Here is a 21,740-nt window from a genome sequence, read left to right on the forward strand (position 1 = left end):
GAGAGCAATAAATGACTAAGTCGGAGCTGATTGCCCGTCTCGCCGAGCGTTATCCGCAGCTGGTTGCAAAAGATGCGGATTACGCGGTGAAAACCATCCTTGATGCAATGGCCGACGCCTTGTCGAACGGCCAGCGCATCGAGATTCGCGGCTTCGGCAGTTTTGCATTGAACAGCAGGCCGCCGCGCATCGGGCGCAATCCCAAGTCGGGCGATAAAGTGATGGTTCCGGAAAAACGGGTGCCGCACTTCAAGCCGGGCAAGGAACTTCGGGAACGCGTCGATGCGATGGTAGGTCAGCCAATCAAGGAAGACTGAGTCGCTGGCTGGTGCAGGCCAGGCCGTCGCGGCGACATCAATTGTCCGGCGATGGCATGGCATTGCAGTCAGGCAGTATGGAAGTATGAAAAACGGCATCCTCGGATGCCGTTTTTTTTATGCGGATGTTTTCACGTACAATTTCAATTTCTTCCACACCATACCGTCCTGTTCCTCTCCATGGTTAAACAACCGGATCCACTCATCGACGGAGCTTCGGCAGCATGAAAATTCTTTTCCGTATCATTGCTGTCATTCTGTTTGTTCTGTTCTTCGGCTTTGCACTGAAAAACACGCAGGAAGCTGCGCTGCGCTTCTTCTTCGATTACGAAATCCGCGGCCCCCTCGTCATGCTGCTGCTGGGCTTCTTCGTGGGAGGTGCATCGCTGGGCATTCTTGCCATGCTGCCGACGCTGTTTCGCTATCGCCGTGAACTTGGCCGCCAAAAGAAAATCCTTGTCGGCATGGAGCAGGAAAAGGCCCAGCAGCTCAAGGAGCGTACGCTTCCTCCGCAGCCGGACAGCGTCATCAACGGATGATCACCTACAACAAGAAAAAGCATGGAATTTGAAACCTGGTGGCTACTTGCTATTCCCGTATTCTTCGGCTTGGGCTGGATAGCCGCGCGGGTCGACATCAAGCACTTGGTCTCCGAGTCGCGCAGCTTGCCGAAGGGCTATTTCAAGGGATTGAATTTTCTTCTCAATGAGCAGCCAGACAAGGCGATCGACGCGTTCATTGAAATCGTGAAACTCGACCCGGAAACGATAGAGCTTCACTTTGCCTTGGGTAATCTGTTTCGCCGCCGCGGAGAGATCGAACGTGCGATCCGCGTGCACCAGAACCTGCTCGCAAGGCCGGACCTGCCTCAGGAATACCAGATGCAGTCCCAATATGAACTCGGGCAGGATTACCTGAAGGCCGGCCTGCTGGACCGCGCCGAAGAAACTTTCAACAGTCTTATCGATACCCAGTACGGCGCGCAGGCACGCCGGGCGCTCCTGGAAATCTATCAGCGCGAAAAGGAATGGACGCGGGCCATTGATGCCGCCAAGGCATTGCAGGATTCCGGCGCCGGCGCACGCCAGAAGGAAATTGCCCAGTTCTATTGCGAACTGGCACAGGATGAACTGGTGCATACCCACCCTGACGCAGCGCTCGCCCTGCTTGATAAGGCGCTTGCCACCGACCGCAGCAATGTGCGTGCAGCCATGCTCATCGGCGATGCGTATCTTGCCAAGGGCGATACGGAGGCTGCACTCCTGGCGTGGCGCAGGGTCGAGCAGCAGAGTGTTCCGCATGTCGCGCTGGTGGCGCAGCGCCTCATGGATGGTTATAAGTCGGTTGGGCGGGCGCAAGAAGGGCTCAATCTCCTGAAGAACTATCTTGCACAAGCACCATCCATTGATTTGCTTGAGGTTGTTTTCAAAGCAGTACTCGAGCTGGATGGGGTCGATGCGGCCAACCATATCGTCAGCGATGAATTGCGGCGCACGCCAACCCTGCTCGGGCTGGACAAGTTTCTCGAGGCCCGTCTGATGGAGGCGCCACCCGAGGTCCGCCCCGAACTGTCACTCGTCAAGAATCTTGTTCATGGCTATACGCAGAAGCTTGCGCGTTACCAGTGTAGCCATTGCGGATTCAAGGCACGCCAATATTACTGGCAATGCCCGGGCTGCAGCCACTGGGAATCCTATCCACCTCGTCGTACGGAAGAGTTGAACGTCATGAATTGATGCCAATAAACCCTCATTGATCGGACACCATGAAAGTTACCATCATCGGCACGGGTTACGTCGGTCTTGTTACCGGAGCGTGCCTTGCCGAGGTCGGCAATGAAGTATTCTGTCTCGACCTCGATCAGAATAAAGTTGATCTTCTCAACAACGGTGTCATCCCGATCCATGAGGCAGGACTCGAAGAACTCGTCGTCCGCAACCATGCATCCGGCCGGCTGATTTTCTCGTCCGATATCGCCGCCAGCGTTCACCATGGCGATATCCAGTTCATTGCCGTCGGCACCCCGCCGGACCAGGACGGCGCTGCGGATCTGCAGCATGTTTTCGCCGCTGCCCGCAGCATCGGACAGCACATGCACGATTTCAAGGTCGTGGTCGACAAATCGACCGTACCTGTCGGCACCGCAAGCCGCGTGCAGGAAGTCATTCTCGAACAATTGACCGCGCGCGGCACCCGAATTGACTTTGCGGTGGTGTCGAATCCGGAATTCCTGAAGGAGGGGGCGGCGGTCGAGGATTTCATGCGGCCGGACCGCATCGTCATCGGCTGCGACGACACGCCCGAGGGGCAGCGGGCCCGTTCGATGATGAAGCAGCTGTATTCGCCGTTCAACCGCAATCGCGAGCGTACGTTCTGGATGGATGTGCGCTCGGCGGAGTTCACCAAGTACGCAGCCAACGCCATGCTGGCGACGCGCATCTCCTTCATGAACGAACTGGCCAACCTGGCGGACAAGGTCGGCGTGGACATCGAAGCCGTGCGTCATGGCATCGGCTCCGATCCGCGCATAGGCTACAGTTTCCTGTATGCCGGCTGCGGATACGGCGGCTCCTGCTTTCCCAAGGATGTGCAGGCACTGCGTCATACCGCCGCGCAATACGATCACAGGATGCAGATCCTGCAGGCAGTGGCCGAAGTCAATGAGCGGCAAAGGCATGTGCTCGGCCGCAAGATCATCCAGCGCTTCGGCGACGATCTCGGCAAGCGGCATTTCGCCATCTGGGGATTGGCGTTCAAGCCCAATACCGATGATATGCGCCATGCGCCGTCGAGAGCCCTGCTGCGCCAGCTTCTCAAGCATGGCGCCAGCGTGGCCGTGTATGATCCGGTGGCGATGAATGAGGCGCGCCGGGCGCTGGCCGACGATTTTGCCGAGATGCCGAGCTTGCTGGAGCAAATCCGCTTCTGCGACAGCGCCGCAGAAGCGCTGCAGGACGCGGATGCGCTGGCCATCGTCACCGAGTGGAAAGCCTTCCGCAGTCCTGATCTCAATCAGATCAAAAGTCTTTTGAAAGAACCCGTCATTTTCGACGGGCGCAATTTGTTCGAACCCTGGGCCATGGCGAACGCCGGTATCGAATACCATGGCATCGGGAGAACCGCAATCAACCGCACATGAATGAAATTACCAATCCATTGAAATCCCCAAGCATCCTGGTTGTCGGCGATGTCATGCTCGATCGCTACTGGTTCGGCGACGTCAGCCGCATTTCTCCCGAGGCGCCGGTGCCGGTCGTCCGCGTCGAGCGGCGCGATGAGCGCCTCGGCGGCGCGGCCAACGTCGCCCGCAACGCCGTGGCCCTGGGCGCACGCGCCGGACTGCTGGGCGTGGTGGGAAAGGATGAAGCAGGCGACGTCGTGGAACAGCTGTTGCTGGATCTGAAGGTGAACAGTTACCTGAACCGCGATCCGGCCATCTCCACCATCATCAAGCTGCGCGTCATCGGGCGTCAGCAGCAGCTGCTGCGCATCGATTTCGAACATCCGCCCACCGACAGCGTGCTGCGCGACAAGCTGACGCAGTTCAATGCACTGCTGCCCGAGTACGACGTCATCGTGTTGTCCGATTATGCGAAGGGAAGCCTCGTCAATGTGCGTGAAATGATTGCAGCGGCCCGCCGCCTGGGCAAACGCATCCTGGTCGATCCAAAGGGCGACGACTTCAGCCGCTACAAGGGGGCGTCGATTCTCACGCCGAACAAGTCGGAACTGCGCCAGGTCGTGGGGGCATGGAAGAGCGAGGAAGAGCTGACGGCCAAGGCGAATCAGCTGCGGGAATCTCTGGAGCTGGAAGCATTGCTGGTCACACGCTCGGAGGAGGGCATGTCCTTGTACACGGACGGCACGGTACTCAATATCCCGACCGTCGCCCGGGAAGTGTATGACGTATCGGGCGCAGGCGACACCGTCATTGCCACGCTGGCCGCGATGCTGGGCGCGGGCAAATCACTGTCGGAAGCCGTCTCCATTGCCAACCGCGCCGGCGGCATCGTGGTCGGCAAGCTAGGCACGGCAACAGTCACTTACGAGGAATTGTTTGGTGGCTGAATGACAACATCGGGCGGCAAAAAATAATATTAATTTCACAACATTTGCCATGTTGATATATCGTTAACTTTCTTTTTTCTGGCCATTCCGGCCTTAATCCAAGGGAGAACGATATGTTCAAAAAACTGGCACTTGCCGCATTCCTGCTCACGAATTTCCACCTCGCGCTCGCGCAGGTCGATGTCAACAAGGCGGACCAGGCTGCGCTCGACGGCATACGCGGCGTCGGGCCGAAGCTTTCCTCAGCCATTCTCGATGAGCGCAAGAAGGGCGACTTCAAGGACTGGCGCGATCTCGAAAACCGCGTCAAGGGAGTCGGCGGCAAAAGCGCTGTCCGTCTGTCCAACGCCGGGCTGACGGTCAACGGGCAGGCGCGCGCGGCAAGCGCAGGTGAGGATGCCAAGGCCGGCGACAAGAAGGCATCCGGCAAGGCCGCAGGACAGCCGGCCGCAGCCAAGGCCGAGGCGAAGAAAGAGTCGGCGCAGTAATCTGATGCTGTAAAACTCCTCTCTGCAAAGCCTGCGGAACGATGCAGGCTTTCGCAGGCGCGTCTTGTCGGGACGTGACCTAGTTATGCTCGAAGTGAGCCCTCAGTACGTGTCATGGCATCTAAGATTAGAATGATACTTTTACCAAAGCATTTGAACTGGCCATGCCTTACCTGACTATTGAAGACACCATCGGGAATACGCCGCTGGTAAAGCTCCAGCGACTCCCCGGCGCCGATGCCGCGAGCCGCAACAACATCATTCTCGGAAAGCTGGAGGGAAACAATCCTGCAGGCTCGGTCAAGGACCGTCCGGCACTGTCCATGATCAAGCATGCCGAAGCACGCGGCGAGATCAAGCCGGGCGATACGCTGATTGAAGCGACGAGCGGCAATACCGGCATTGCACTTGCAATGGCCGCGGCGATGCGTGGTTACAAGATGGTCTTGCTGATGCCCGAAAATCTCAGCGAGGAAAGACGCCAGAGCATGGCCGCCTACGGCGCGAAGATCGTGCTCACTCCGAAAACCGGGGGCATGGAGTACGCACGCGATCTGGCCGAGCAGATGCAGAAGGAAGGCCAGGGGATTATTCTCGACCAGTTCGCCAATCCTGACAATCCACGATCCCATTATGAGGGTACCGGGCCGGAAATCTGGCGCGATACCGAAGGGCGCATTACCCACTTCGTGAGCGCCATGGGAACGACCGGCACCATCATGGGAGTATCGCGCTATTTGAAGGAGCAGAATCCGGCTGTCAGGATCGTCGGTGCGCAGCCCGAGGAAGGCTCGCAGATTCCGGGAATCCGCAAATGGCCGGAAGCCTATCTGCCCAGGATTTTCGATCGGTCCCTGGTTGATCAGGTTGAGAACGTCAGCCAGGCAGCTGCGGAACAGATGGCTCGGCGCCTGGCCATCGAGGAAGGAATTTTCTGCGGCATTTCGGCTGCAGGCGCATGCGAGGTTGCGCTGCGGCTTTCGAAGACCGTGGAGAATGCGACGATAGTCTTTATCGTCTGCGATCGCGGAGACCGGTATCTTTCAACCGGAGTGTTCCCCGCCTGAGCGGGGAAGATCGGATAGCTCGCGGAGGACGCCTTATTCGGCGTCAGCCGACGAAGGCGCGTCCTTGGGTTTGAACTGCTTGTCGCTGATACGGAATTTGTCGCGACGGTCGCCCATCAGGACGCGCAGGTCCTTGATGCTGAGATCGCTGACTTCGTGCATGCGGATCAGCAGCGAGGCGCCGACCGGCAAGCGGCGGTGACGGATCTTGCTGATCACCGGCGGAGCGACTTCCAGAGCGCGGGACAAAGCAGCATCGTTTTTCAGATTCAGTTTTTCAATCAACGCGTCCAACAGGTTGTTGGGATCATAAGCTACCTGATCGGCCAATCGGGTGCCGCGCTTACCGCTTTCAGTGGTGTCATCCATAACAGTGCCTAGCTAAATAGTCGTAATCTCAATAATTCCCAAATTGCAAGTTTATTCTACACAATAACCCTTGTGTCCTCGTGGAATGTTTCAACTTTGAAACACAACAATGTTCACAGGACATGGTGCAGAAAAATCAATGTCCTAAAGACATCAATTCCATACACGCAATATAGTAAGAATATTTCAAATTTGCAATATTGAATTGTACCTATTTAAGTCTATTGGTGTATTAGCAAATATCTTTTATCTCCCACGTTTTGCGGCTTGGGTAAATTTTTCATGTTTTCATGACATTCAAGGCTTTTTCTGGAGTAATTGCCGATATTGATGCCATTCCGACCTATTACATGGGCATCTCTTCACTAGGTACAAGAGACAAATCAAAAGTCTCTTGTTCATCGCACAATGAAACCCCAGCAAGAATCTAGCAGTGATCATAGAGCGCCGAATCAGGCATCGTTACCGGAGCCTGCATCCGCCATCAGTTTCCGCCAGCCATCCAGGCCCAAGCTGCGCATCGTCTCGATATTGCGCTCATAGATATCGCTGGCATCGGGGAAAGCCTCGACAGCACGTTCTATGCTGTCCTCGCGCAGCAGATGGAGAATGGGGTAGGGGGATCGATTGGTGTAATTGTCGATGGCCGTACTGTCCGCATCGGCAAACTGGTAATCCGGATGAAAACTGGCAATCTGTATCTCGCCGGCTAATCCCGCTTCCTCCAGCGCTGCATCCGCCACCTCCAGAAAGTCGTTATAGTCCAGGAAGTCCGACAACACGCGGGGATGAATGAGCAGGGTAGTATCCAGTTCCTCTGGGGAGGATTGCTGCAAATGATGCAGTTCATCGATCAGGTCTTTCAGCAAGGTTTCCTGATCGGCGGCATCGCTGACCGCATAGCGGATCTGGCCTTTTACATGAACCGCCTTGGCAAACGGACAGAGGTTCAGGCCGATGACCGCGCGTACCAGCCACGCTTGTATTTCTTCGGTAACTTGCTTCGATGAAGGATGTAATGCCGTCGCATGTTCAGCGGCAGGTGACAATATGGCCATGGGTTGAGCCGTCGTTGGTTTTCCAGGGGCTCGATTATCTCGCATCCGCATGGCGCGGGCAGGAAGATTGCGGTACATTTGCCGCTCTTCCAATTGTCCGCTGTATCGCGCATGGCACTCAAAGCAACCATCTTCAAAGCCGACCTTCAAGTTTCCGACATGGACCGCAACCACTATGCGACTCATGGCCTGACGATCGCGCGTCATCCTTCCGAAACCGATGAGCGCATGATGATGCGGCTGCTGGCATTTGCCCTGCACGCCGATGAGGCGCTGGTCTTCGGCAAGGGCTTGAGCGCGGACGACGAACCCGATCTGTGGAAGAAGGACTTGACCGGCGCCGTGGAGCTCTGGATCGAAGTCGGCCAGCCCGATGACAAGCGTTTGCTCAAGGCCTGCGGCCGGGCGGAACAGGTGGTGGTCTACAGCTACAGCAGCGCCAGCAATGTGTGGTGGAGTCAGGTGAGCTCGAAGCTGGAACGGGCAAAGAATCTTCGCGTATTCAATATACCCTCGTCGGTCAGCCAGTCGCTGGCGAAACTTGCACAGCGCTCCATGCAGCTGCAATGCACGATCCAGGATGGCCAGATCTGGTTCAGTGCCGGCGAGGAAACGGTGCAGCTTGAGGCGGGCTCGCTCAAGGTCTGAGCAGTCGACACGTCAGCAAATCAGCGATAAGCCAATTGCGAATGCCGGATCGCACGCATGCGGCGTCAACGGCGCCCCATGCATGCAGCTGAAGTACGGCTGTCTGATTTCCTGCGGATTCAACCGCCCCGCGCGCTGCGCACGGCCTTTCCCAGATCGATGACCGACATCGCGTAGAAAAAGCTTCGGTTGTACTGGGTGATGGCAAAGAAATTGCCTGCGCCCAGCCAGTATTCCGTCGGCTCTCCGCCGTTCTGCAGGTCGACCAGTCCGAAGGTCATGTCGGCGGGCGGTTCCACGCCGGGGGTGATGCCGGCTGCCTTGATTTCGTCGAGCTTGTATTTTGCTTCCAGGCCCTGACCGATGAACATGTCCCAGCCGCGGCCCGCGTCGGATGCGGATACGGTGGCCGGGAAGACCACCGGTTCGCCGCGTTTCCATCCATGTTCAACGAGGAAGTTGGCGACGCTGCCGATGGCATCGACCGGCGAATTGCGAAGGTCGATCTTGCCGTCGTTGTCGAAGTCGACCGCATATCTGCGAATGCTGCCCGGCATGAACTGCGGCCAGCCGACCGCGCCGGCGTAGGAGCCGAACAGCGAGAACGGATCGATCTGTGTATCGCGCGCCAGCAGCAGGGTGTTTTCCAGTTCGCCGCGGAAGAACTTCATGCGCGCTTCACGCGTCGGCGTGGGCGGGTAATCGAACGCCAGCGTAGTCAGTGCATCGACGACGCGGAAATTGCCGGTATTGCGTCCGTAAACGGTTTCGACGCCGATGATGCCGACGATGATTTCGGCGGGGACGCCATAACGTGCTTCCGCGCGCGCCAGCGCATCGGCATGCGTTTCCCAGAAGTTGACGCCGGCCCTGATGCGCACCGGTTCGACGAAGCGGGCACGATAGGCGCGCCAGTTCTTCGGCTTGCCCGGCGGCGCCGGCTTGATCAGCTGGATCGCGGTATCGACATACCGCACCTTGCGAAACAGGTTTTCCAGATCGGTGCGGTCGAAGCCATGAGTCGCGGACATCATGTCGATGAATTCCGACACTTCCTTCCACTGGTTGAAGTTGGCGAATTCACCAACGTCGTCGGGATTGGCCGCGGCCTTGCGCTGGTTTTCGGCGGCGGGCTTCTTGGCCGCAGGCTTGCTGTTTGCGGGCTTGCTATTGGCAGCGGTATTGGCCGCTCCGGACGCGCAACCCGTGATAGGTAGGGCAAGACTTGCTGCGGCAACAACCGCCGCGGCCGCGCGGAAGGGAGGCTTGAAAAAATTTATCGACATTCAGCTAACAGGGATTTCAATAATTTCAGTGATGACAATTCATGCGCCCTGGCATCGGGTGCGGGCGCGCCGTAGCGCACAGTTTCATAGACTTCGAGGAAGCGCGCAAGCGCTGCCTTGGTTTGTTGCGGCAAAGGCGACTCCGGCGCGACAAGGCGTGTCGAATAGGCACGAGGCCCCTCGTGCGGCCGCCGCTCCAGGCCGTGCTGCGCCATGCGGCGGCAGAATGCGTCGTACAGGGCAGTCATCGGATCGCGCTTGCGCTGATGCAGCAGCAATGGCAGAACCACCACGGCCATGGCGGCGATGGCGCAGATCATCATGACGGCGGTCATGGTCCGCCAGTCCACGTCCGGAAAGCCGAGGGACTCGAAGAAACGCCGCTGCTTGTCGGGCGTGTAATTCAATACCCACTGATTCCATCCATTGTTGATGGCATCGAAGCGCTGGCGCAGCGACAGCCAGCTTTTCAGCAGCGGATTTTGCGAAGCATCCAGGCTGAACAGGCCGCCCAGCACAGGCTGCGGCATGAAGTTGCGCAGGTTCTGCTGGACGCGCGCCGGCGCGACGGCTGCCGTGGGATCGATGCGTACCCAGCCGCGCTGCGCCAGCCAGACTTCGGCCCACGCATGGGCATCGGATTGCCTGACTGTCATGAAGCCATCGACCGGATTGAGTTCGCCGCCCTGATAGCCGGTCACCACGCGCGCGGGAATGCCGAGCGCGCGCATCAGCACCACAAAAGCGCCGGAATAGTGTTCGCAGAAGCCGGCCTTGGTATCGAACAGGAATTCATCGACGGCATGCCTGCCCAGTGCAGGCGGCTCGAGCGTGTACCGATAGGGTTCCGCCCTGAATTTCTTGAGCACGGATTCGACGAGCTGCTCCGGGCTCGTGGCATTGCGGCTCAGCTCGGCCGCATACGCCAGCGTGCGCGGATTGAAGCCGGCGGGAAGGTCGATCCACTGCTGCAGGATGCCGGCGCTTGCATTCGACTGCAGGCGATAGCCGATATGCGATGCAAGGTCATAGCGGATGCGGTCGGTAATCGGCTGGGAGGCGAGCATCTGGGCGTCCGCAGTCAGCGCGGCGGTGTTGCCGGCAAGCTGGGGCAGGGCTTGCGGCATCTCGAGCGCGAAAAGCCAGCGGCGGCCATGCGGCTCGAGCGTGATCTGGTAGCGCAGCGGTTCGCCTTCCAGCACGGTCTGGAGGCGTCCGGCACGTGCGGCCCGCAGCGGCGTCCAGGTGCGGCCGTCGAATTGGCTGAGCACGACGCCGCGCCAGTACAGCTGTGGATTTGCAGGCGCCTGTCCTTCGAACTTCACGCGGAATGCCACATCGTCGGAGAGCGCGAGCCTGGAGATATTCCCCGGCGCCATGCTGTCGGACAAGCCGGTGCGGCCACTGCCCTGGGCGTCGCCGGGCATGCCCCAGAGCGGTCCCTGAATCCTCGGGAACAGCAGGAACAGCACGAGGGTCAGCGGTGCGGCCATCGCGAGAATGCTTGCGCCCAGGCGCAGCCGCTTGCCGAGCGAAGGAACAGCGCCGGTGTACTGGAAAGAGACCTGCGTGGTGAGAATGGCGACGACCGCCGCAACCGTCATCAATGCGGTGCCGATCGACTGAGAATAGAAAAAACTCGACAGGATGAGAAAGTAGCTCAGGAACAGCACGATGAACAAATCGCGCTTGGCATGCATTTCGAGCAGCTTGAGCGTCAGCAGCAGAGACAGCATCGCGACCCCGGCATCGCGCCCGAAGAACGTTTTATGACTCCAGTAGACGCCGGCCATCGCTGCCACGGCCACCGGAAGCAGCAGCCAGCGCGGGGGCATGCGGTTGCCGCGGAAGGTGATCCAGCCGCGCCAGAACAGCAGGAGCAGGCAGCTTGGCATGATCCAGGCGGGAAGGTGGGCGGCATGCGGCAGCAGGACCAGCACGCAGGTGCCGATCAGCAGCAGGGTGTCGGCCTTTTCGCGAGACATCGGGCGCGTGCTGCGCTCGGTCCCTGCAGTTCCTCCGCTCCCTCCGGCGCTTCTGGCGCCTTTGGTGCGTGCGGTAAGGTTCTTGAAGGTATCTGCAAAAATTTTCATGCGGTTTTCTGATGCAGGGCCAGTGCGGTCAGGCACGCTTCGCGATGCGCCGGTCCGATCGCAACCGGAAAGCTGATGTCGCCGAGACGGAAGCCGTAGGCCACGCCGCGCGCTTCGGCTTCCATCACCCAGCGCGTCATGCGCGACAGCTTGCGTTCCGTGTCCATGGACAAGGGCAGGGCATGAAAGTCGATCATGATCTCGGTGGCGGCGCCGCCTTCGAAATGCTTGGTCACCAGGCTGCCGCCGTGTTCCAGATCAAGTCTGGCGATCTGGCGCCAGGCCAGGCGCTTGAGCGAATCGCCTGCCTGATAGCCGCGGATACCCGCAAAGTCATCCTGGCCGTCGCTGCCCAGGCCGTCGCCCTTGTCGCTGCCGGAGGCCGGCAATTCAGGCGCGTCATCTTCCGGGCGCGGATAGACCAGTGCCCGCGCATCAGGATGCCAGTAGCTCCATGCGCGCAGCAGACCGAGCGGAAAGCGCGTCTGCAGGCGAACGCGCGGCGCCTGCATCCAGCCGCGCTCCAGGGCTGGCGTCGAGAGGACGACGCTGCGCGTGGAGTTGGCGCCGATATCGACGGCCTGCGCCAGGTCGGGACGGTCATCGGCGACGAAGTCGAGCCAGATCGCATAGCGGTCATGCTTGCGGCGATTGATCAGGCTGAGTTCGAACTGCGCCTCTTCGCCGGCGAATACCGGCGCGGCACGGCCGGCGAGCAGGTGCAGGTGAGCCATGTTGCGGAAGGTGAGGTGCATGTCGATCAGCGCGCATCCGCCCAGCAGGAACGTGAAGCCGAAGCCCAGGCTGAGGTTGTAATTGATGGAGCCGATGAACAGGGTCACCAGCATGACGCAGAACAGCAGGCCGGGATGCGTCGGCACGATGAAAACCCTGCGCTGGTTCAGGAAGACTTCGCCTTTCTCCGCATGACGGCTGCGCAGCAGCAGCTTGCTCAGCTGCCCGCGTATCGCGTGTTCGAACCGGCTATACAGGGAAAGGCGCTTGTCCACGCGTTCACACCGGCACGGACTTCATCAGCTGCAGCACCAGGTCGCGGCTGCCCAGCGCTGAGCTGCCGGTCGACTTGAGCGGACGCAGCCGATGCGCGGCAACCGGCACCAGCACCGCCTGCACGTCTTCCGGGATCACATGATTGCGTCCCTCCAGCGCCGCCCAGCCGCGCGCCGCCTGCAGCAGGGCGATGGAGGCGCGCGGGCTGAGGCCTTCGGCGAACATGCCGTTCTGCCGCGAGGCCTGCGCCAGTGCCTGCACATAATCGACCAGGGCGCCCGACACATGAATATCCCTGAGCGCCTTCTGTGCGGCCGCCAGTTCTTCCGGCTGCATCGCCGTCGGCAGATTCTTGAGCATGGCCCGGCGGTCCTCGCCCATCAGCAGCGCGCGTTCCGCGGCGGCATCGGGATAGCCGAGCGACAGGCACATCAGGAAACGGTCGAGCTGCGACTCCGGCAACTGGAAGGTGCCGATCTGGTGGGTGGGATTCTGGGTGGCGATCACGAAGTAGGGGTGGGGCAGTTCGCGGGTGACGCCATCCGCCGTTACCTGTCTTTCCTCCATCGCTTCCAGCAGCGAAGACTGGGTCTTGGGCGTGGCGCGGTTGATTTCATCGGCCAGCAGCACCTGGGTGAATACCGGGCCGGGATGAAACACGAAGCCGTTCTTTTCGCGGTTGAAGATGGAAATGCCGACGACATCGGCCGGCAGCAGATCGCTGGTGAACTGCAGGCGGTTGAACTTGAGGCCGAGCGAAATCGCCAGCGCATGCGACAGGGTGGTCTTGCCGACCCCGGGCACGTCTTCGATCAGCAGATGACCGCCAGCCAGCAGGCAAACCAGCGCCTGGCGTATCTGATGGTCCTTGCCCACTACCACTTCACCTACCTGCCGGGCCACGGCATGAATTTTTGCGAACATGAATGTCGAATGAGTCAATAACAGGGGAATGCCGGCGCTCGCGCATATCGTTTTTGACAAGGCTTCCGCCGGCATTCACCCTTGGAATCTTTGTCAAGAAAATGACTGTAGCGCACTGTTTTCTTCGCTACACTAGCAGAAGTAGCTGGACCTTACCTACTATGTTGACGAGGAGCAATGCACGCGTGATGTTCGACGCGATTCCGGATGTCATTCCCGAACCGCTTCCGTCTGCGGGCAGATAACAATGACGACCGCCATCTTTTCCCATCCCGAGTGCAAGCGCCATGAAATGGGGCACTGGCATCCCGAATCGCCGGCTCGCCTGCAGGCGATCGAGGATCAGCTGATTGCCAGCCGCATCGACGGCCTGCTGGAATACCGCGAGGCGCCCGAGGCCGATCTGGCCGACATCCGCCGCGTGCACAGCCAGACAGCCGTGGAGCGCATCCGCAACAACGTGCAGTCGCTGCTGATCGCAGGCGGCGATTACTATCCGCTGGATGCCGACACCCTGCTGAACCGGCATAGCTGGGATGCGGCCCTGCGCGCGGCAGGCGCGGCCGTTGCGGCGACGGATGCGGTCATCGACGGCGAGGTGGAAAATGCCTTCTGCGCAATCCGCCCGCCAGGACATCATGCGCGGCCGACGGAAGCGATGGGGTTTTGCCTGTTCGGCAACGTGGCGATCGCCGCCAAGCATGCGCTGGAAGTGCGCGGGCTGGAACGGGTAGCCATCGTCGATTTCGACGTGCATCACGGCAACGGCACCGAGGAAGCCTTTCTCAACGATCCGCGGGTGCTGATGGTCAGCTTCTTCCAGCATCCCTTCTATCCGTACAGCGCGGTGCTGGAAGACGTGCCCAACATGCTGAACCTGCCGGTGCCGGCCTACACCAAGGGCAATGACATACGCCAGCTGGTGGATGAAAAGTGGCTGCCGGCGCTGCATGCGCACCGCCCCGAGATGGTGTTCATCTCGGCCGGCTTCGATGCGCACCGCGAGGATGACCTCGGGCAGATGGGGCTGGTCGAAGCAGACTATGCTTGGATGACCCAGCGCATCATGGAAGTCGCGCAGGAGCATGCGCAGGGGCGCATCGTCAGCTGCCTCGAGGGCGGATACAACCTGTCGGCGCTCGGTCGCAGCGTCGTGGCCCATGTGAAGGCGCTGGCGTCGATCGATTGACGCATCATTCAAGGGGAGCAGGGGGCGTGGCCGTGCAGCGGGTAAAATAGCGGCTTCCCCTCAGATTCGATTCCCGCATGTCCATACAATGGTTCCCCGGTCACATGAACGCCGCCCGCAAGAAGGCGGCGGAATCCATGGAAAAGACCGACCTCGTCATCGAAGTGCTGGATGCGCGCCTGCCGCAGGCCAGCTCCAACCCGATGATCGAGGAACTCCGCAAGCAGCGGCAGCGCCCCTGCCTCAAGCTGCTCAACAAAAGCGACCTCGCAGATCCGTCCGCGACCAAGGCCTGGATCGACTATTACAGCGCACAGAAAGACGTGCATGCGGTAGCGCTCAGCTGCAAGAAGCCGGCCGACGTCGCCAAGGTTCCCGGGCTCGCGCTCAAGATCGCGCCGCACCGCGGCACCGCCCTCAAGCCGCTGCGCATGATGATCATGGGTATTCCCAACGTCGGCAAGTCGACGCTCATGAATGCGCTGCTGAAGAAGCGCGTTGCCGCCGTGGGCGATGAGCCGGCGGTGACCAAGGCGCAGCAGAGGCTCTATCTCGGCAACAACATGGTGCTGATCGATACGCCCGGCATGCTTTGGCCGAAGATCATGCATCCTACCGACGGCCTCATGCTGGCCGCCAGCCATGCGGTCGGCACCAATGCCGTCATTGAAGAGGAAGTGGCAACCTTTCTTGCCGACCAGCTGCTCATCCATTATCCGAAGCTGCTCTCGGCCCGCTACGGGTTTGCGACCGAGGGCATCGACGGCGTCAGTGTCATCGAAGGCGTTGCCAAGCGCCGGGCATACCGGCTCAAGGGCGGCGATCTCGATTTTGAAAAGGCGGCGCATACCCTGCTGCTGGACTACCGCAGCGGCGCGCTGGGACGCATCAGCCTGGAGACGCCGCAAAGCCGCGAGCATCTGCTGGCTACCTACAATCCGCCGCCTTCGCTGGGTGAGCGGGCGGCGCCGGATGTGGAGGATGACGATGAGTGATGTCCTGACCGAGGCACCCTATGTGCTGCGTGATTTCAATGGCGGCGTACTGACCCTGACGCTCAACCGCGCCGGGAAATTCAACCCCTTGTCGGAAGAGATGCTGACGGAATTGCAGACGGCGCTGGACCAGGCGAAAGCAGATGCAAATGTCCGCATCATTGTGCTGGCGGCGGCGGGCAGGGCGTTCTGCGCCGGCCATGACCTCAAGCAGATGCGGGCGTCGCCGTCGGAAGACTATTACCGCAAGCTGTTCAACCAGTGCTCGAAGCTGATGCTGACCATTCAGCAGTTGCCGCAGCCGGTGATTGCGCGCGTGCAGGGCATTGCCACTGCGGCCGGCTGCCAGCTGGTATCGATGTGCGACCTGGCGGTGGCGTCGACTGAGGCCATGTTCGCGGTATCGGGCGTGAACTACGGGCTGTTCTGCTCGACGCCGGCGGTCGGCTTGAGCCGCAACATTCCCCGCAAGCAGGCCATGGAAATGCTGCTGACCGGCGACTTCATCGATGCCGAAACGGCGCTTGAACGCGGCCTGGTGAATCGGGTCGCCGCCCCCGAGGCACTGGATGCGGAAATCGCAAAGCTGACGGCAAGTATCCTTGCCAAACCCGCCACGGCAGTGGCCATGGGCAAGCAGCTTTTCTACAAGCAACTGGAAATGGGTATCGGCGCAGCCTACCAGCTTGCCGGGCAGACAATGGCCTGCAACATGATGGATGATTCCGCGCTCGAAGGCGTGCAGGCTTTCATCGAGAAGCGTGCTCCCGCCTGGAAGGCGCAACAACAGTAATACGAAACTCGCAGAGGCCCAGTCCGATGGAATCAAGCCGCCGAGCCGCGTGAACGTTAAATGAAAAAGCCCGCAGGACCTGAATCCCGCGGGCTTTTTTGCAGCGAAGCGATGGAGCGCTTCGGAGCGGCAATTACATCATGCCGTCCATGCCACCCATACCGCCCATGCCACCCATACCGCCCATGCCGCCAGCAGCAGCCGGCTTGTCTTCAACCAGCTCGGAGACTGTGCAGTCGGTGGTCAGCATCAGGCTGGCGATCGAAGCTGCGTTCTGCAGGGCAGAGCGAGTGACCTTGGCCGGATCCAGCACGCCCATTTCAACCATGTCGCCGTAGGTGCCGTTGGCTGCGTTGTAGCCGAAGTTGCCCTGGCCTTCCATGACCTTGTTGACAACGACGGATGCTTCTTCGCCGGCGTTGGTCACGATCATGCGCAGCGGCTCTTCCATGGCGCGCAGAACGATCTTGATGCCTGCGTCCTGGTCGGCATTGTCGCCTTTCAGGTCCTTGATGTTGGCGCGAGCGCGCAGCAGGGCAACGCCGCCGCCGGGAACGATGCCTTCTTCAACGGCGGCACGGGTTGCGTGCAGCGCGTCTTCGACACGTGCCTTCTTCTCTTTCATCTCGACTTCGGTAGCAGCACCCACCTTGATCACTGCAACACCGCCTGCCAGCTTGGCAACGCGCTCCTGCAGCTTCTCGCGGTCGTAGTCGGAAGTCGCTTCTTCGATCTGGACGCGGATCTGCTTGACGCGCGCTTCGATCGAGGATGCCTGGCCGGCGCCGTCGATGAGGGTAGTGTTTTCCTTGCCGATTTCGACGCGCTTTGCCTGGCCGAGATCGTTCAGGGTTGCTTTTTCCAGTGTCAGGCCGACTTCTTCAGCGATGACCTGGCCGCCTGTCAGGATGGCGATGTCTTCCAGCATGGCCTTGCGGCGGTCGCCGAAGCCCGGAGCCTTGACTGCACAAGTCTTCAGGATGCCACGGATGTTGTTGACAACCAGGGTTGCCAGCGCTTCGCCTTCGATGTCTTCAGCGATGATCAGCAGCGGACGGCCAGCCTTTGCCACTTGTTCCAGAACCGGCAGCAGGTCGCGGATGTTCGAGATCTTCTTGTCGAACAGCAGGACGAACGGGTTCTCCAGAACGGCAACTTGCTTTTCCGGGTTGTTGATGAAGTACGGGGACAGGTAGCCGCGGTCGAACTGCATGCCTTCGACGATGTCGAGTTCGTCGTTGAGGGACTTGCCGTCTTCAACGGTGATCACGCCTTCCTTGCCGACTTTTTCCATGGCTTCAGCGATGCGGTCGCCGATGGAAGCATCGGAGTTGGCGGAGATGGCGCCGACCTGGGCGATTTCCTTGGAAGTGGTGCAGGGGCGAGCGACTGTCTTGAGCTGCTCGACGGTGGCAGCAACTGCCTTGTCGATGCCGCGCTTCAGATCCATCGGGTTCATGCCGGCGGCAACATACTTCATGCCTTCGCGGACGATGGCCTGGGCCAGAACGGTTGCGGTCGTAGTACCGTCACCAGCGTTGTCGGATGTCTTGGAAGCGACTTCCTTGACCATCTGCGCGCCCATGTTCATGAGCTTGTCTTTGAGTTCGATCTCTTTCGCGACCGAAACGCCGTCCTTGGTGACGGTCGGGGCGCCGAAGGAGCGCTCCAGAACAACATTGCGGCCTTTCGGGCCGAGAGTGACTTTAACGGCGTTGGCGAGAATGTTGACGCCTTCGACCATCTTGGCACGGGCGGCATCGCCGAAAACTACGTCTTTAGCTGCCATGTTCGATACTCCTTAATTTATTCGTTTGTAGGTACGTTGGAAGACTCGGCAATTACTTCTGCACGACTGCCATGATGTCTTCTTCGCGCATGACCAGCAGTTCCTCGCCTTCGACCTTGACGGTCTGGCCGGAGTACTTGCCGAACAGCACGATGTCGCCGACTTTCACTTCCAGCGCGCGAACTTTGCCATCTTCGAGGATCTTGCCGTTGCCGACTGCGAGGATCTTGCCCTGATCCGGCTTCTCGGCGGCTGCATCCGGGAGAACGATGCCGGACGCAGTTTTTGTTTCCTGGTCGAGGCGCTTGACGATGACGCGATCGTGCAATGGACGAAGGTTCATACAAACTCCTTAAAAATCAATAAGTTATAGTTTTTTGCGGCAAGGCTTGCTGCAAATCGTATTTGACCGTGCAGCGCCGCTACATGGAAAAATGAGTGGGCCAGAGGAAGTTGTTAGCACTCTCCCCTAACGAGTGCTAAGTATATGGGCGTGATTTTGATTTTTCAAGAGTGCTTATTTGCTTATTGCATCGTGCTCCTGAAGCTTCAGCCGAGCTGGGTTGGGCAGAAAGCGTTGCGCTCGCCCGGCGTTTTCCATGTTCTGCCGCGATCGCAGAAATAGCGGTGTGAGCGAGCCGGTGACAATTGTGACAAGAGTGACAAGAGGACGCCGCCTGCCGGAGCGGTTGGGCAGCCATTCTAGCGGCCTCGCGGATAGCCGCCGGCAAGATCCGGCTTCATTTGATGTATATCTATGTTCATGCAAGCGAGCCGGATGGCCAGCTCCTCGGCGGATCAACAGGCCGTTCGGGGGCAGGCGGCGGCCGTACCGGAATGCAAGAATCCCCTGGCTGCGGGATGCAGGCAGGGGATCAAGTGAAGGATGCGGAGCTTGCAGCGTGGTGATGCGGATCAGGCCAGACCGACCTTGACGTCGACGTTGCCGCGGGTTGCGTTCGAATACGGGCAGACTTCGTGAGCCTTGTCGATCAGGGCCTGAGCGGCCGATTGCTCCATGCCGGGGAGGGAAACCCGCAGGGCGACATCGAGGCCGAAGCCGCCGCGGTCGTTCGGGCCGATGCCTACATCGGCGGTGACGGAGGCGTCCGCCGGCAGAGTTGTCTTGGTTGCCATGGAAACGAACTTGAGCGCCGACAGGAAGCAGGCGGAATAGCCTGCAGCAAACAGCTGTTCGGGATTGGTGCCGTCACCGCCGGCGCCGCCGAGTTCCTTGGGCGTGCTGAGCTTGGCTTCGAATTTCTTGTCGTTGGTAACGGCGCGACCATCGCGGCCGCCTGTGGCTGTAGCTTGTGCGGTGTACAGGACTTGCATGAAGTTCTCCTCGATAAGAAATGGAATGCAACAAATAAGACAGAAACCCGGGCTTCTCGATACGTCAGTTCCGTGTCAGTGCGACAAATATAGCACTCAATTAAATTGTGTGCAATTTAATTGGGCAGCGTCCGCGGATTGCAGGTTCGCCGCGGCGGACTGATCCATTTTATTCGTCGTCAGGCCTAGCAAGTTCTTCACGGATGGAAGACAGCTGGTTCCGCAGGGAGTTCAGTGTTTCCACCGTCTGCCCGCTGGCGCACAGGATCTGCTGCGGAATGGTTTGCGCCTTTCTCTTCAGCGCACGGCCTTCCTTGGTAAGCGTGATGCGGACCTGCCGCTCGTCCGTTTCGTCGCGCGTGCGCTCGATCAGGGCCGATGCCTCGAGGCGTTTCAGGAGCGGGGTGAGCGTGCCGGAATCGAGGAAGAGTTTCTCGCCTATGCTTTTCACCAGCACGTCATCCTGTTGCCAGAGCACCAGCATGACCAGATATTGAGGATAGGTAAGGCCCAGCTTGTCGAGAAACGGCTTGTAGGTCTTCGTCATTGCCAGAGACGTGGAATACAGGGCGAAGCAGAACTGGTTGTCCAGCGCAAGCGGATCGAGAGGAGGCGTGCGCGGCGTGTTGGCGGATTTCGACATGATATGCGGGGACGGCGTGGGATAATCGATTGCGTATGATCTATTCCTTGTCATCCTATGCGAATTCAACGAAGTCTCCAAGCCGCATTGCTGTTATTTGCCTTCGCCGCGGCTGCTTGCGCGCAACAGTTTCCGGTTACCGTGGGCGATGCGCTCCAGCGGGCCGCGATCCCGCCCGAATCCGTCGGCATCTACGTGCAGGAAGTCGGCAGCCAGCCGCCCATGCTGGCGGTGAATGCGGCGCAGCCGTTCAATCCGGCCTCCACCATGAAGCTGGTGACAAGCAATGCGGCATTGGAAATTCTTGGGCCGACTTTTACCTGGAAGACCAGGGCGTTTGCGCTCGGCAAGCTGCGAGGCGATGTGCTCCATGGCGACTTGTACATCAAGGGCGGCGGAGACCCGAAGCTGATCCTGGAAAACTTCTGGCTTTTCCTCAGGCGCATCCGTTCGAAAGGCATCCGCGAAATCCGCGGCAACCTGATCCTGGACCGAAGCGCATTCGAAAGCGTGCCCTATGATCCCTCGCAGTTCGATGGGGACCCCTCCAAGACCTACAACGTCGGACCCGATGCGCTGCTGCTCAACTACAAGGCGGTGGGATTCCGCTTCACGCCGGATGCGCCAGGCCATGCGGTGCAGGTGGCGAGCGACCCGCCGATGGCTTCCTTTCCCATCACGCCGCCCCGGCTGACCGGCGGGGAGTGCGGCGACTGGCGCACCCGCCTGCAGCCGGTGATCGATGCCGCTGGCGCGCGCTTCACTGGAAACTATCCGGCGGCGTGCGGCGAAAAGACATGGTACGTGCATCCCTACCAGATGACGCATACGCAATACTTCGGCCTGGTATTCCGCAAATTGTGGGCCGAGACGGGCGGGACGCTGACGGGGGAGGTGAGGGACGGCGCGGTGCCGGCCAATGCCGCTCCGGTGGCCGATTGGGATTCGGCGCCGCTGGCCGAGATCATTCGCGATATCAACAAGTACAGCAACAACGTCATGGCGCGGCAGCTGCTGCTCACCCTGGCGGCGTCGGTGACGAAGACGCCGGCCAATACCGTGCACGGGGCGGCAGTAGTGCGCACCTGGATGTCGGGCAAGGGGATCGACGCGCCCGAGATGAGTATCGAGAACGGTTCGGGCCTGTCGCGCACCGAGCGCATTTCCGCCGTCAGCCTGGGGCGCATGCTGGCTGCAGCCTATGCGGCGCCGACCATGCCGGAATTCATCGCCTCGCTGCCGCTGGTGGCCTATGACGGCACCATGCGCTCGCGTCTGGTCAATCAGACCGTGGCCGGCAAGGCGCATATCAAGACGGGGACGCTCAATGAAGTGCGCAATGTGGCGGGCTATGTACTGGCGGCGTCGGGCAGGCGTTACGTGGTGGTCTGCCTGATCAATCATCTCAATGCGGACAAAGCTTATGAGGCGCAGGATGCGCTGCTGCAGTGGGTGTATGAGAATGGGTGAGGATTCGTGCTGATTTGATGTGGATTCCGGAGAGGAGTTGAACGACCTGTTTAGTGAGGATGATCGCATTGAGTTGGAACAGCTTCGTTCGTCTCCAGAGTCGCTTGTGATTGCGCTGCCGCCCTCACCCCCAACCCCGCTCTGCGCCCCACGGTTCGGCTTGCAAGCCGAACCGGCTACGGCAGCGCAAACCGCTG

At 59.9% G+C, this 21,740-nt stretch carries 22 protein-coding genes; 12 read left to right on the top strand and 10 right to left on the bottom strand.

What is annotated here, in order from left to right:
* Positions 1-11 precede the first annotated feature (11 nt).
* The 7 genes from IGW03_RS14480 to cysM all read left to right on the top strand — a co-directional run bounded on the left by IGW03_RS14480 (position 12) and on the right by cysM (position 5,940).
* Positions 12-317: an integration host factor subunit beta gene (locus tag IGW03_RS14480; protein WP_057289648.1), complete on the top strand. Its 306-nt coding sequence runs from the start codon at positions 12-14 to the stop codon at positions 315-317.
* A gap of 224 nt (positions 318-541) precedes the next feature.
* The gene (locus tag IGW03_RS14485; protein ID WP_194723273.1) at positions 542-856 is read left to right on the top strand and encodes a LapA family protein; all 315 of its coding nucleotides are present in this window, start codon (positions 542-544) and stop codon (positions 854-856) included.
* A 21-nt stretch (positions 857-877) separates the two neighbouring features.
* Entirely contained in the window at positions 878-2,053 is a 1,176-nt protein-coding gene (lapB, locus tag IGW03_RS14490) for a lipopolysaccharide assembly protein LapB (RefSeq protein ID WP_194723274.1), read from the top strand.
* Between the two features lie 29 nt (positions 2,054-2,082).
* A complete protein-coding gene (locus tag IGW03_RS14495; protein WP_194723275.1) occupies positions 2,083-3,456 on the top strand; it encodes a UDP-glucose dehydrogenase family protein in 1,374 nt (457 codons plus the stop codon).
* Positions 3,453-4,385, top strand: coding sequence for a D-glycero-beta-D-manno-heptose-7-phosphate kinase (rfaE1, locus tag IGW03_RS14500; RefSeq protein WP_194723276.1), 933 nt, complete (start codon positions 3,453-3,455; stop codon positions 4,383-4,385). The genes IGW03_RS14495 and rfaE1 overlap by 4 nt, the downstream gene beginning before the upstream one ends.
* Before the next feature lie 113 nt (positions 4,386-4,498).
* Positions 4,499-4,873 (top strand): ComEA family DNA-binding protein, encoded by a 375-nt coding sequence (locus IGW03_RS14505; RefSeq protein ID WP_194723277.1) that lies wholly within the window; start codon positions 4,499-4,501, stop codon positions 4,871-4,873.
* A gap of 164 nt (positions 4,874-5,037) precedes the next feature.
* Positions 5,038-5,940 carry a cysteine synthase CysM gene (cysM, locus tag IGW03_RS14510; protein WP_194723278.1) on the top strand — a complete coding sequence of 301 codons (903 nt, stop codon included), beginning with the start codon at positions 5,038-5,040 and terminating at the stop codon, positions 5,938-5,940.
* 33 nt (positions 5,941-5,973) lie between these two features.
* Here cysM and IGW03_RS14515 read toward each other — a convergent pair whose 3' ends face one another.
* Together IGW03_RS14515 and IGW03_RS14520 are read right to left on the bottom strand one after the other, a co-directional pair.
* Positions 5,974-6,309 carry a hypothetical protein gene (locus IGW03_RS14515; protein ID WP_194723279.1) on the bottom strand — a complete coding sequence of 112 codons (336 nt, stop codon included), beginning with the start codon at positions 6,307-6,309 and terminating at the stop codon, positions 5,974-5,976.
* Between the two features lie 452 nt (positions 6,310-6,761).
* Complete coding sequence (locus IGW03_RS14520) at positions 6,762-7,367, bottom strand: DUF1415 domain-containing protein (RefSeq protein WP_194723342.1); 606 nt, start codon at positions 7,365-7,367, stop codon at positions 6,762-6,764.
* A gap of 111 nt (positions 7,368-7,478) precedes the next feature.
* On the opposite strand from IGW03_RS14520, the gene IGW03_RS14525 reads away from it, so the two are divergent.
* A complete protein-coding gene (locus tag IGW03_RS14525) occupies positions 7,479-8,015 on the top strand; it encodes a YaeQ family protein (RefSeq protein WP_194723280.1) in 537 nt (178 codons plus the stop codon).
* 119 nt (positions 8,016-8,134) lie between these two features.
* Here the strand turns inward: IGW03_RS14525 and mltB are convergent, their stop codons facing one another.
* Genes mltB through IGW03_RS14545 form a run of 4 tightly spaced genes read right to left on the bottom strand, consistent with a single transcriptional unit; the run spans position 8,135 to position 13,329 of the window.
* A complete protein-coding gene (gene mltB, locus IGW03_RS14530; protein WP_194723281.1) occupies positions 8,135-9,301 on the bottom strand; it encodes a lytic murein transglycosylase B in 1,167 nt (388 codons plus the stop codon).
* The gene (locus IGW03_RS14535; RefSeq protein WP_194723282.1) at positions 9,292-11,394 is read right to left on the bottom strand and encodes a transglutaminase TgpA family protein; all 2,103 of its coding nucleotides are present in this window, start codon (positions 11,392-11,394) and stop codon (positions 9,292-9,294) included. Before IGW03_RS14535 ends, mltB begins: the two co-directional genes overlap by 10 nt.
* Positions 11,391-12,404, bottom strand: coding sequence for a DUF58 domain-containing protein (locus tag IGW03_RS14540; protein WP_323744974.1), 1,014 nt, complete (start codon positions 12,402-12,404; stop codon positions 11,391-11,393). Before IGW03_RS14540 ends, IGW03_RS14535 begins: the two co-directional genes overlap by 4 nt.
* A gap of 4 nt (positions 12,405-12,408) precedes the next feature.
* Positions 12,409-13,329, bottom strand: coding sequence for an AAA family ATPase (locus IGW03_RS14545; protein ID WP_194723283.1), 921 nt, complete (start codon positions 13,327-13,329; stop codon positions 12,409-12,411).
* Positions 13,330-13,576: 247 nt separating this feature from the next.
* Between IGW03_RS14545 and IGW03_RS14550 the strand changes: the two genes are divergently transcribed.
* The 3 genes from IGW03_RS14550 to IGW03_RS14560 all read left to right on the top strand — a co-directional run bounded on the left by IGW03_RS14550 (position 13,577) and on the right by IGW03_RS14560 (position 16,306).
* Positions 13,577-14,518 (top strand): histone deacetylase family protein, encoded by a 942-nt coding sequence (locus tag IGW03_RS14550; protein ID WP_194723284.1) that lies wholly within the window; start codon positions 13,577-13,579, stop codon positions 14,516-14,518.
* 77 nt (positions 14,519-14,595) lie between these two features.
* Positions 14,596-15,513 carry a ribosome biogenesis GTPase YlqF gene (ylqF, locus tag IGW03_RS14555; RefSeq protein ID WP_194723285.1) on the top strand — a complete coding sequence of 306 codons (918 nt, stop codon included), beginning with the start codon at positions 14,596-14,598 and terminating at the stop codon, positions 15,511-15,513.
* Complete coding sequence (locus IGW03_RS14560; protein ID WP_194723286.1) at positions 15,500-16,306, top strand: enoyl-CoA hydratase; 807 nt, start codon at positions 15,500-15,502, stop codon at positions 16,304-16,306. The genes ylqF and IGW03_RS14560 overlap by 14 nt, the downstream gene beginning before the upstream one ends.
* Positions 16,307-16,439: 133 nt before the next feature.
* On the opposite strand, the gene groL is transcribed toward IGW03_RS14560, so the two are convergent.
* The 4 genes from groL to IGW03_RS14580 all read right to left on the bottom strand — a co-directional run bounded on the left by groL (position 16,440) and on the right by IGW03_RS14580 (position 20,073).
* Positions 16,440-18,095: a chaperonin GroEL gene (gene groL / locus IGW03_RS14565; RefSeq protein WP_194723287.1), complete on the bottom strand. Its 1,656-nt coding sequence runs from the start codon at positions 18,093-18,095 to the stop codon at positions 16,440-16,442.
* 52 nt (positions 18,096-18,147) lie between these two features.
* Positions 18,148-18,438, bottom strand: coding sequence for a co-chaperone GroES (groES, locus tag IGW03_RS14570; protein WP_151637024.1), 291 nt, complete (start codon positions 18,436-18,438; stop codon positions 18,148-18,150).
* Between the two features lie 572 nt (positions 18,439-19,010).
* On the bottom strand, positions 19,011-19,430 hold the full coding sequence (locus IGW03_RS14575; RefSeq protein ID WP_194723288.1) for an organic hydroperoxide resistance protein: 420 nt from the start codon (positions 19,428-19,430) through the stop codon (positions 19,011-19,013).
* Between the two features lie 169 nt (positions 19,431-19,599).
* Positions 19,600-20,073, bottom strand: a complete 474-nt coding sequence (locus IGW03_RS14580; protein ID WP_194723289.1) for a MarR family winged helix-turn-helix transcriptional regulator — start codon at positions 20,071-20,073, stop codon at positions 19,600-19,602.
* 87 nt (positions 20,074-20,160) lie between these two features.
* Between IGW03_RS14580 and dacB the strand changes: the two genes are divergently transcribed.
* Entirely contained in the window at positions 20,161-21,543 is a 1,383-nt protein-coding gene (gene dacB / locus IGW03_RS14585; RefSeq protein WP_228535531.1) for a D-alanyl-D-alanine carboxypeptidase/D-alanyl-D-alanine endopeptidase, read from the top strand.
* Positions 21,544-21,740 lie beyond the last annotated feature (197 nt).

The sequence above is a fragment of the Noviherbaspirillum malthae genome (genome assembly GCF_015352985.1).
In the GTDB taxonomy this organism is placed as follows: Bacteria; Pseudomonadota; Gammaproteobacteria; order Burkholderiales; family Burkholderiaceae_D; genus Noviherbaspirillum; species Noviherbaspirillum malthae.

Coding starts and splice junctions, on each gene's coding strand:
- IGW03_RS14580 (WP_194723289.1), bottom strand. CDS start 20,073: ATGTCGAAATCCGCCAACACGCCGCGCACGCCTCCTCTCGATCCGCTT.
- IGW03_RS14505 (WP_194723277.1), top strand. CDS start 4,499: ATGTTCAAAAAACTGGCACTTGCCGCATTCCTGCTCACGAATTTCCAC.
- groES (WP_151637024.1), bottom strand. CDS start 18,438: ATGAACCTTCGTCCATTGCACGATCGCGTCATCGTCAAGCGCCTCGAC.
- IGW03_RS14485 (WP_194723273.1), top strand. CDS start 542: ATGAAAATTCTTTTCCGTATCATTGCTGTCATTCTGTTTGTTCTGTTC.
- lapB (WP_194723274.1), top strand. CDS start 878: ATGGAATTTGAAACCTGGTGGCTACTTGCTATTCCCGTATTCTTCGGC.
- ylqF (WP_194723285.1), top strand. CDS start 14,596: ATGTCCATACAATGGTTCCCCGGTCACATGAACGCCGCCCGCAAGAAG.
- IGW03_RS14525 (WP_194723280.1), top strand. CDS start 7,479: ATGGCACTCAAAGCAACCATCTTCAAAGCCGACCTTCAAGTTTCCGAC.
- rfaE1 (WP_194723276.1), top strand. CDS start 3,453: ATGAATGAAATTACCAATCCATTGAAATCCCCAAGCATCCTGGTTGTC.
- IGW03_RS14515 (WP_194723279.1), bottom strand. CDS start 6,309: ATGGATGACACCACTGAAAGCGGTAAGCGCGGCACCCGATTGGCCGAT.
- IGW03_RS14575 (WP_194723288.1), bottom strand. CDS start 19,430: ATGCAAGTCCTGTACACCGCACAAGCTACAGCCACAGGCGGCCGCGAT.
- IGW03_RS14535 (WP_194723282.1), bottom strand. CDS start 11,394: ATGAAAATTTTTGCAGATACCTTCAAGAACCTTACCGCACGCACCAAA.
- IGW03_RS14520 (WP_194723342.1), bottom strand. CDS start 7,367: ATGGCCATATTGTCACCTGCCGCTGAACATGCGACGGCATTACATCCT.
- IGW03_RS14495 (WP_194723275.1), top strand. CDS start 2,083: ATGAAAGTTACCATCATCGGCACGGGTTACGTCGGTCTTGTTACCGGA.
- IGW03_RS14480 (WP_057289648.1), top strand. CDS start 12: ATGACTAAGTCGGAGCTGATTGCCCGTCTCGCCGAGCGTTATCCGCAG.
- mltB (WP_194723281.1), bottom strand. CDS start 9,301: ATGTCGATAAATTTTTTCAAGCCTCCCTTCCGCGCGGCCGCGGCGGTT.
- IGW03_RS14560 (WP_194723286.1), top strand. CDS start 15,500: ATGACGATGAGTGATGTCCTGACCGAGGCACCCTATGTGCTGCGTGAT.
- IGW03_RS14550 (WP_194723284.1), top strand. CDS start 13,577: ATGACGACCGCCATCTTTTCCCATCCCGAGTGCAAGCGCCATGAAATG.
- groL (WP_194723287.1), bottom strand. CDS start 18,095: ATGGCAGCTAAAGACGTAGTTTTCGGCGATGCCGCCCGTGCCAAGATG.
- cysM (WP_194723278.1), top strand. CDS start 5,038: ATGCCTTACCTGACTATTGAAGACACCATCGGGAATACGCCGCTGGTA.
- IGW03_RS14545 (WP_194723283.1), bottom strand. CDS start 13,329: ATGTTCGCAAAAATTCATGCCGTGGCCCGGCAGGTAGGTGAAGTGGTA.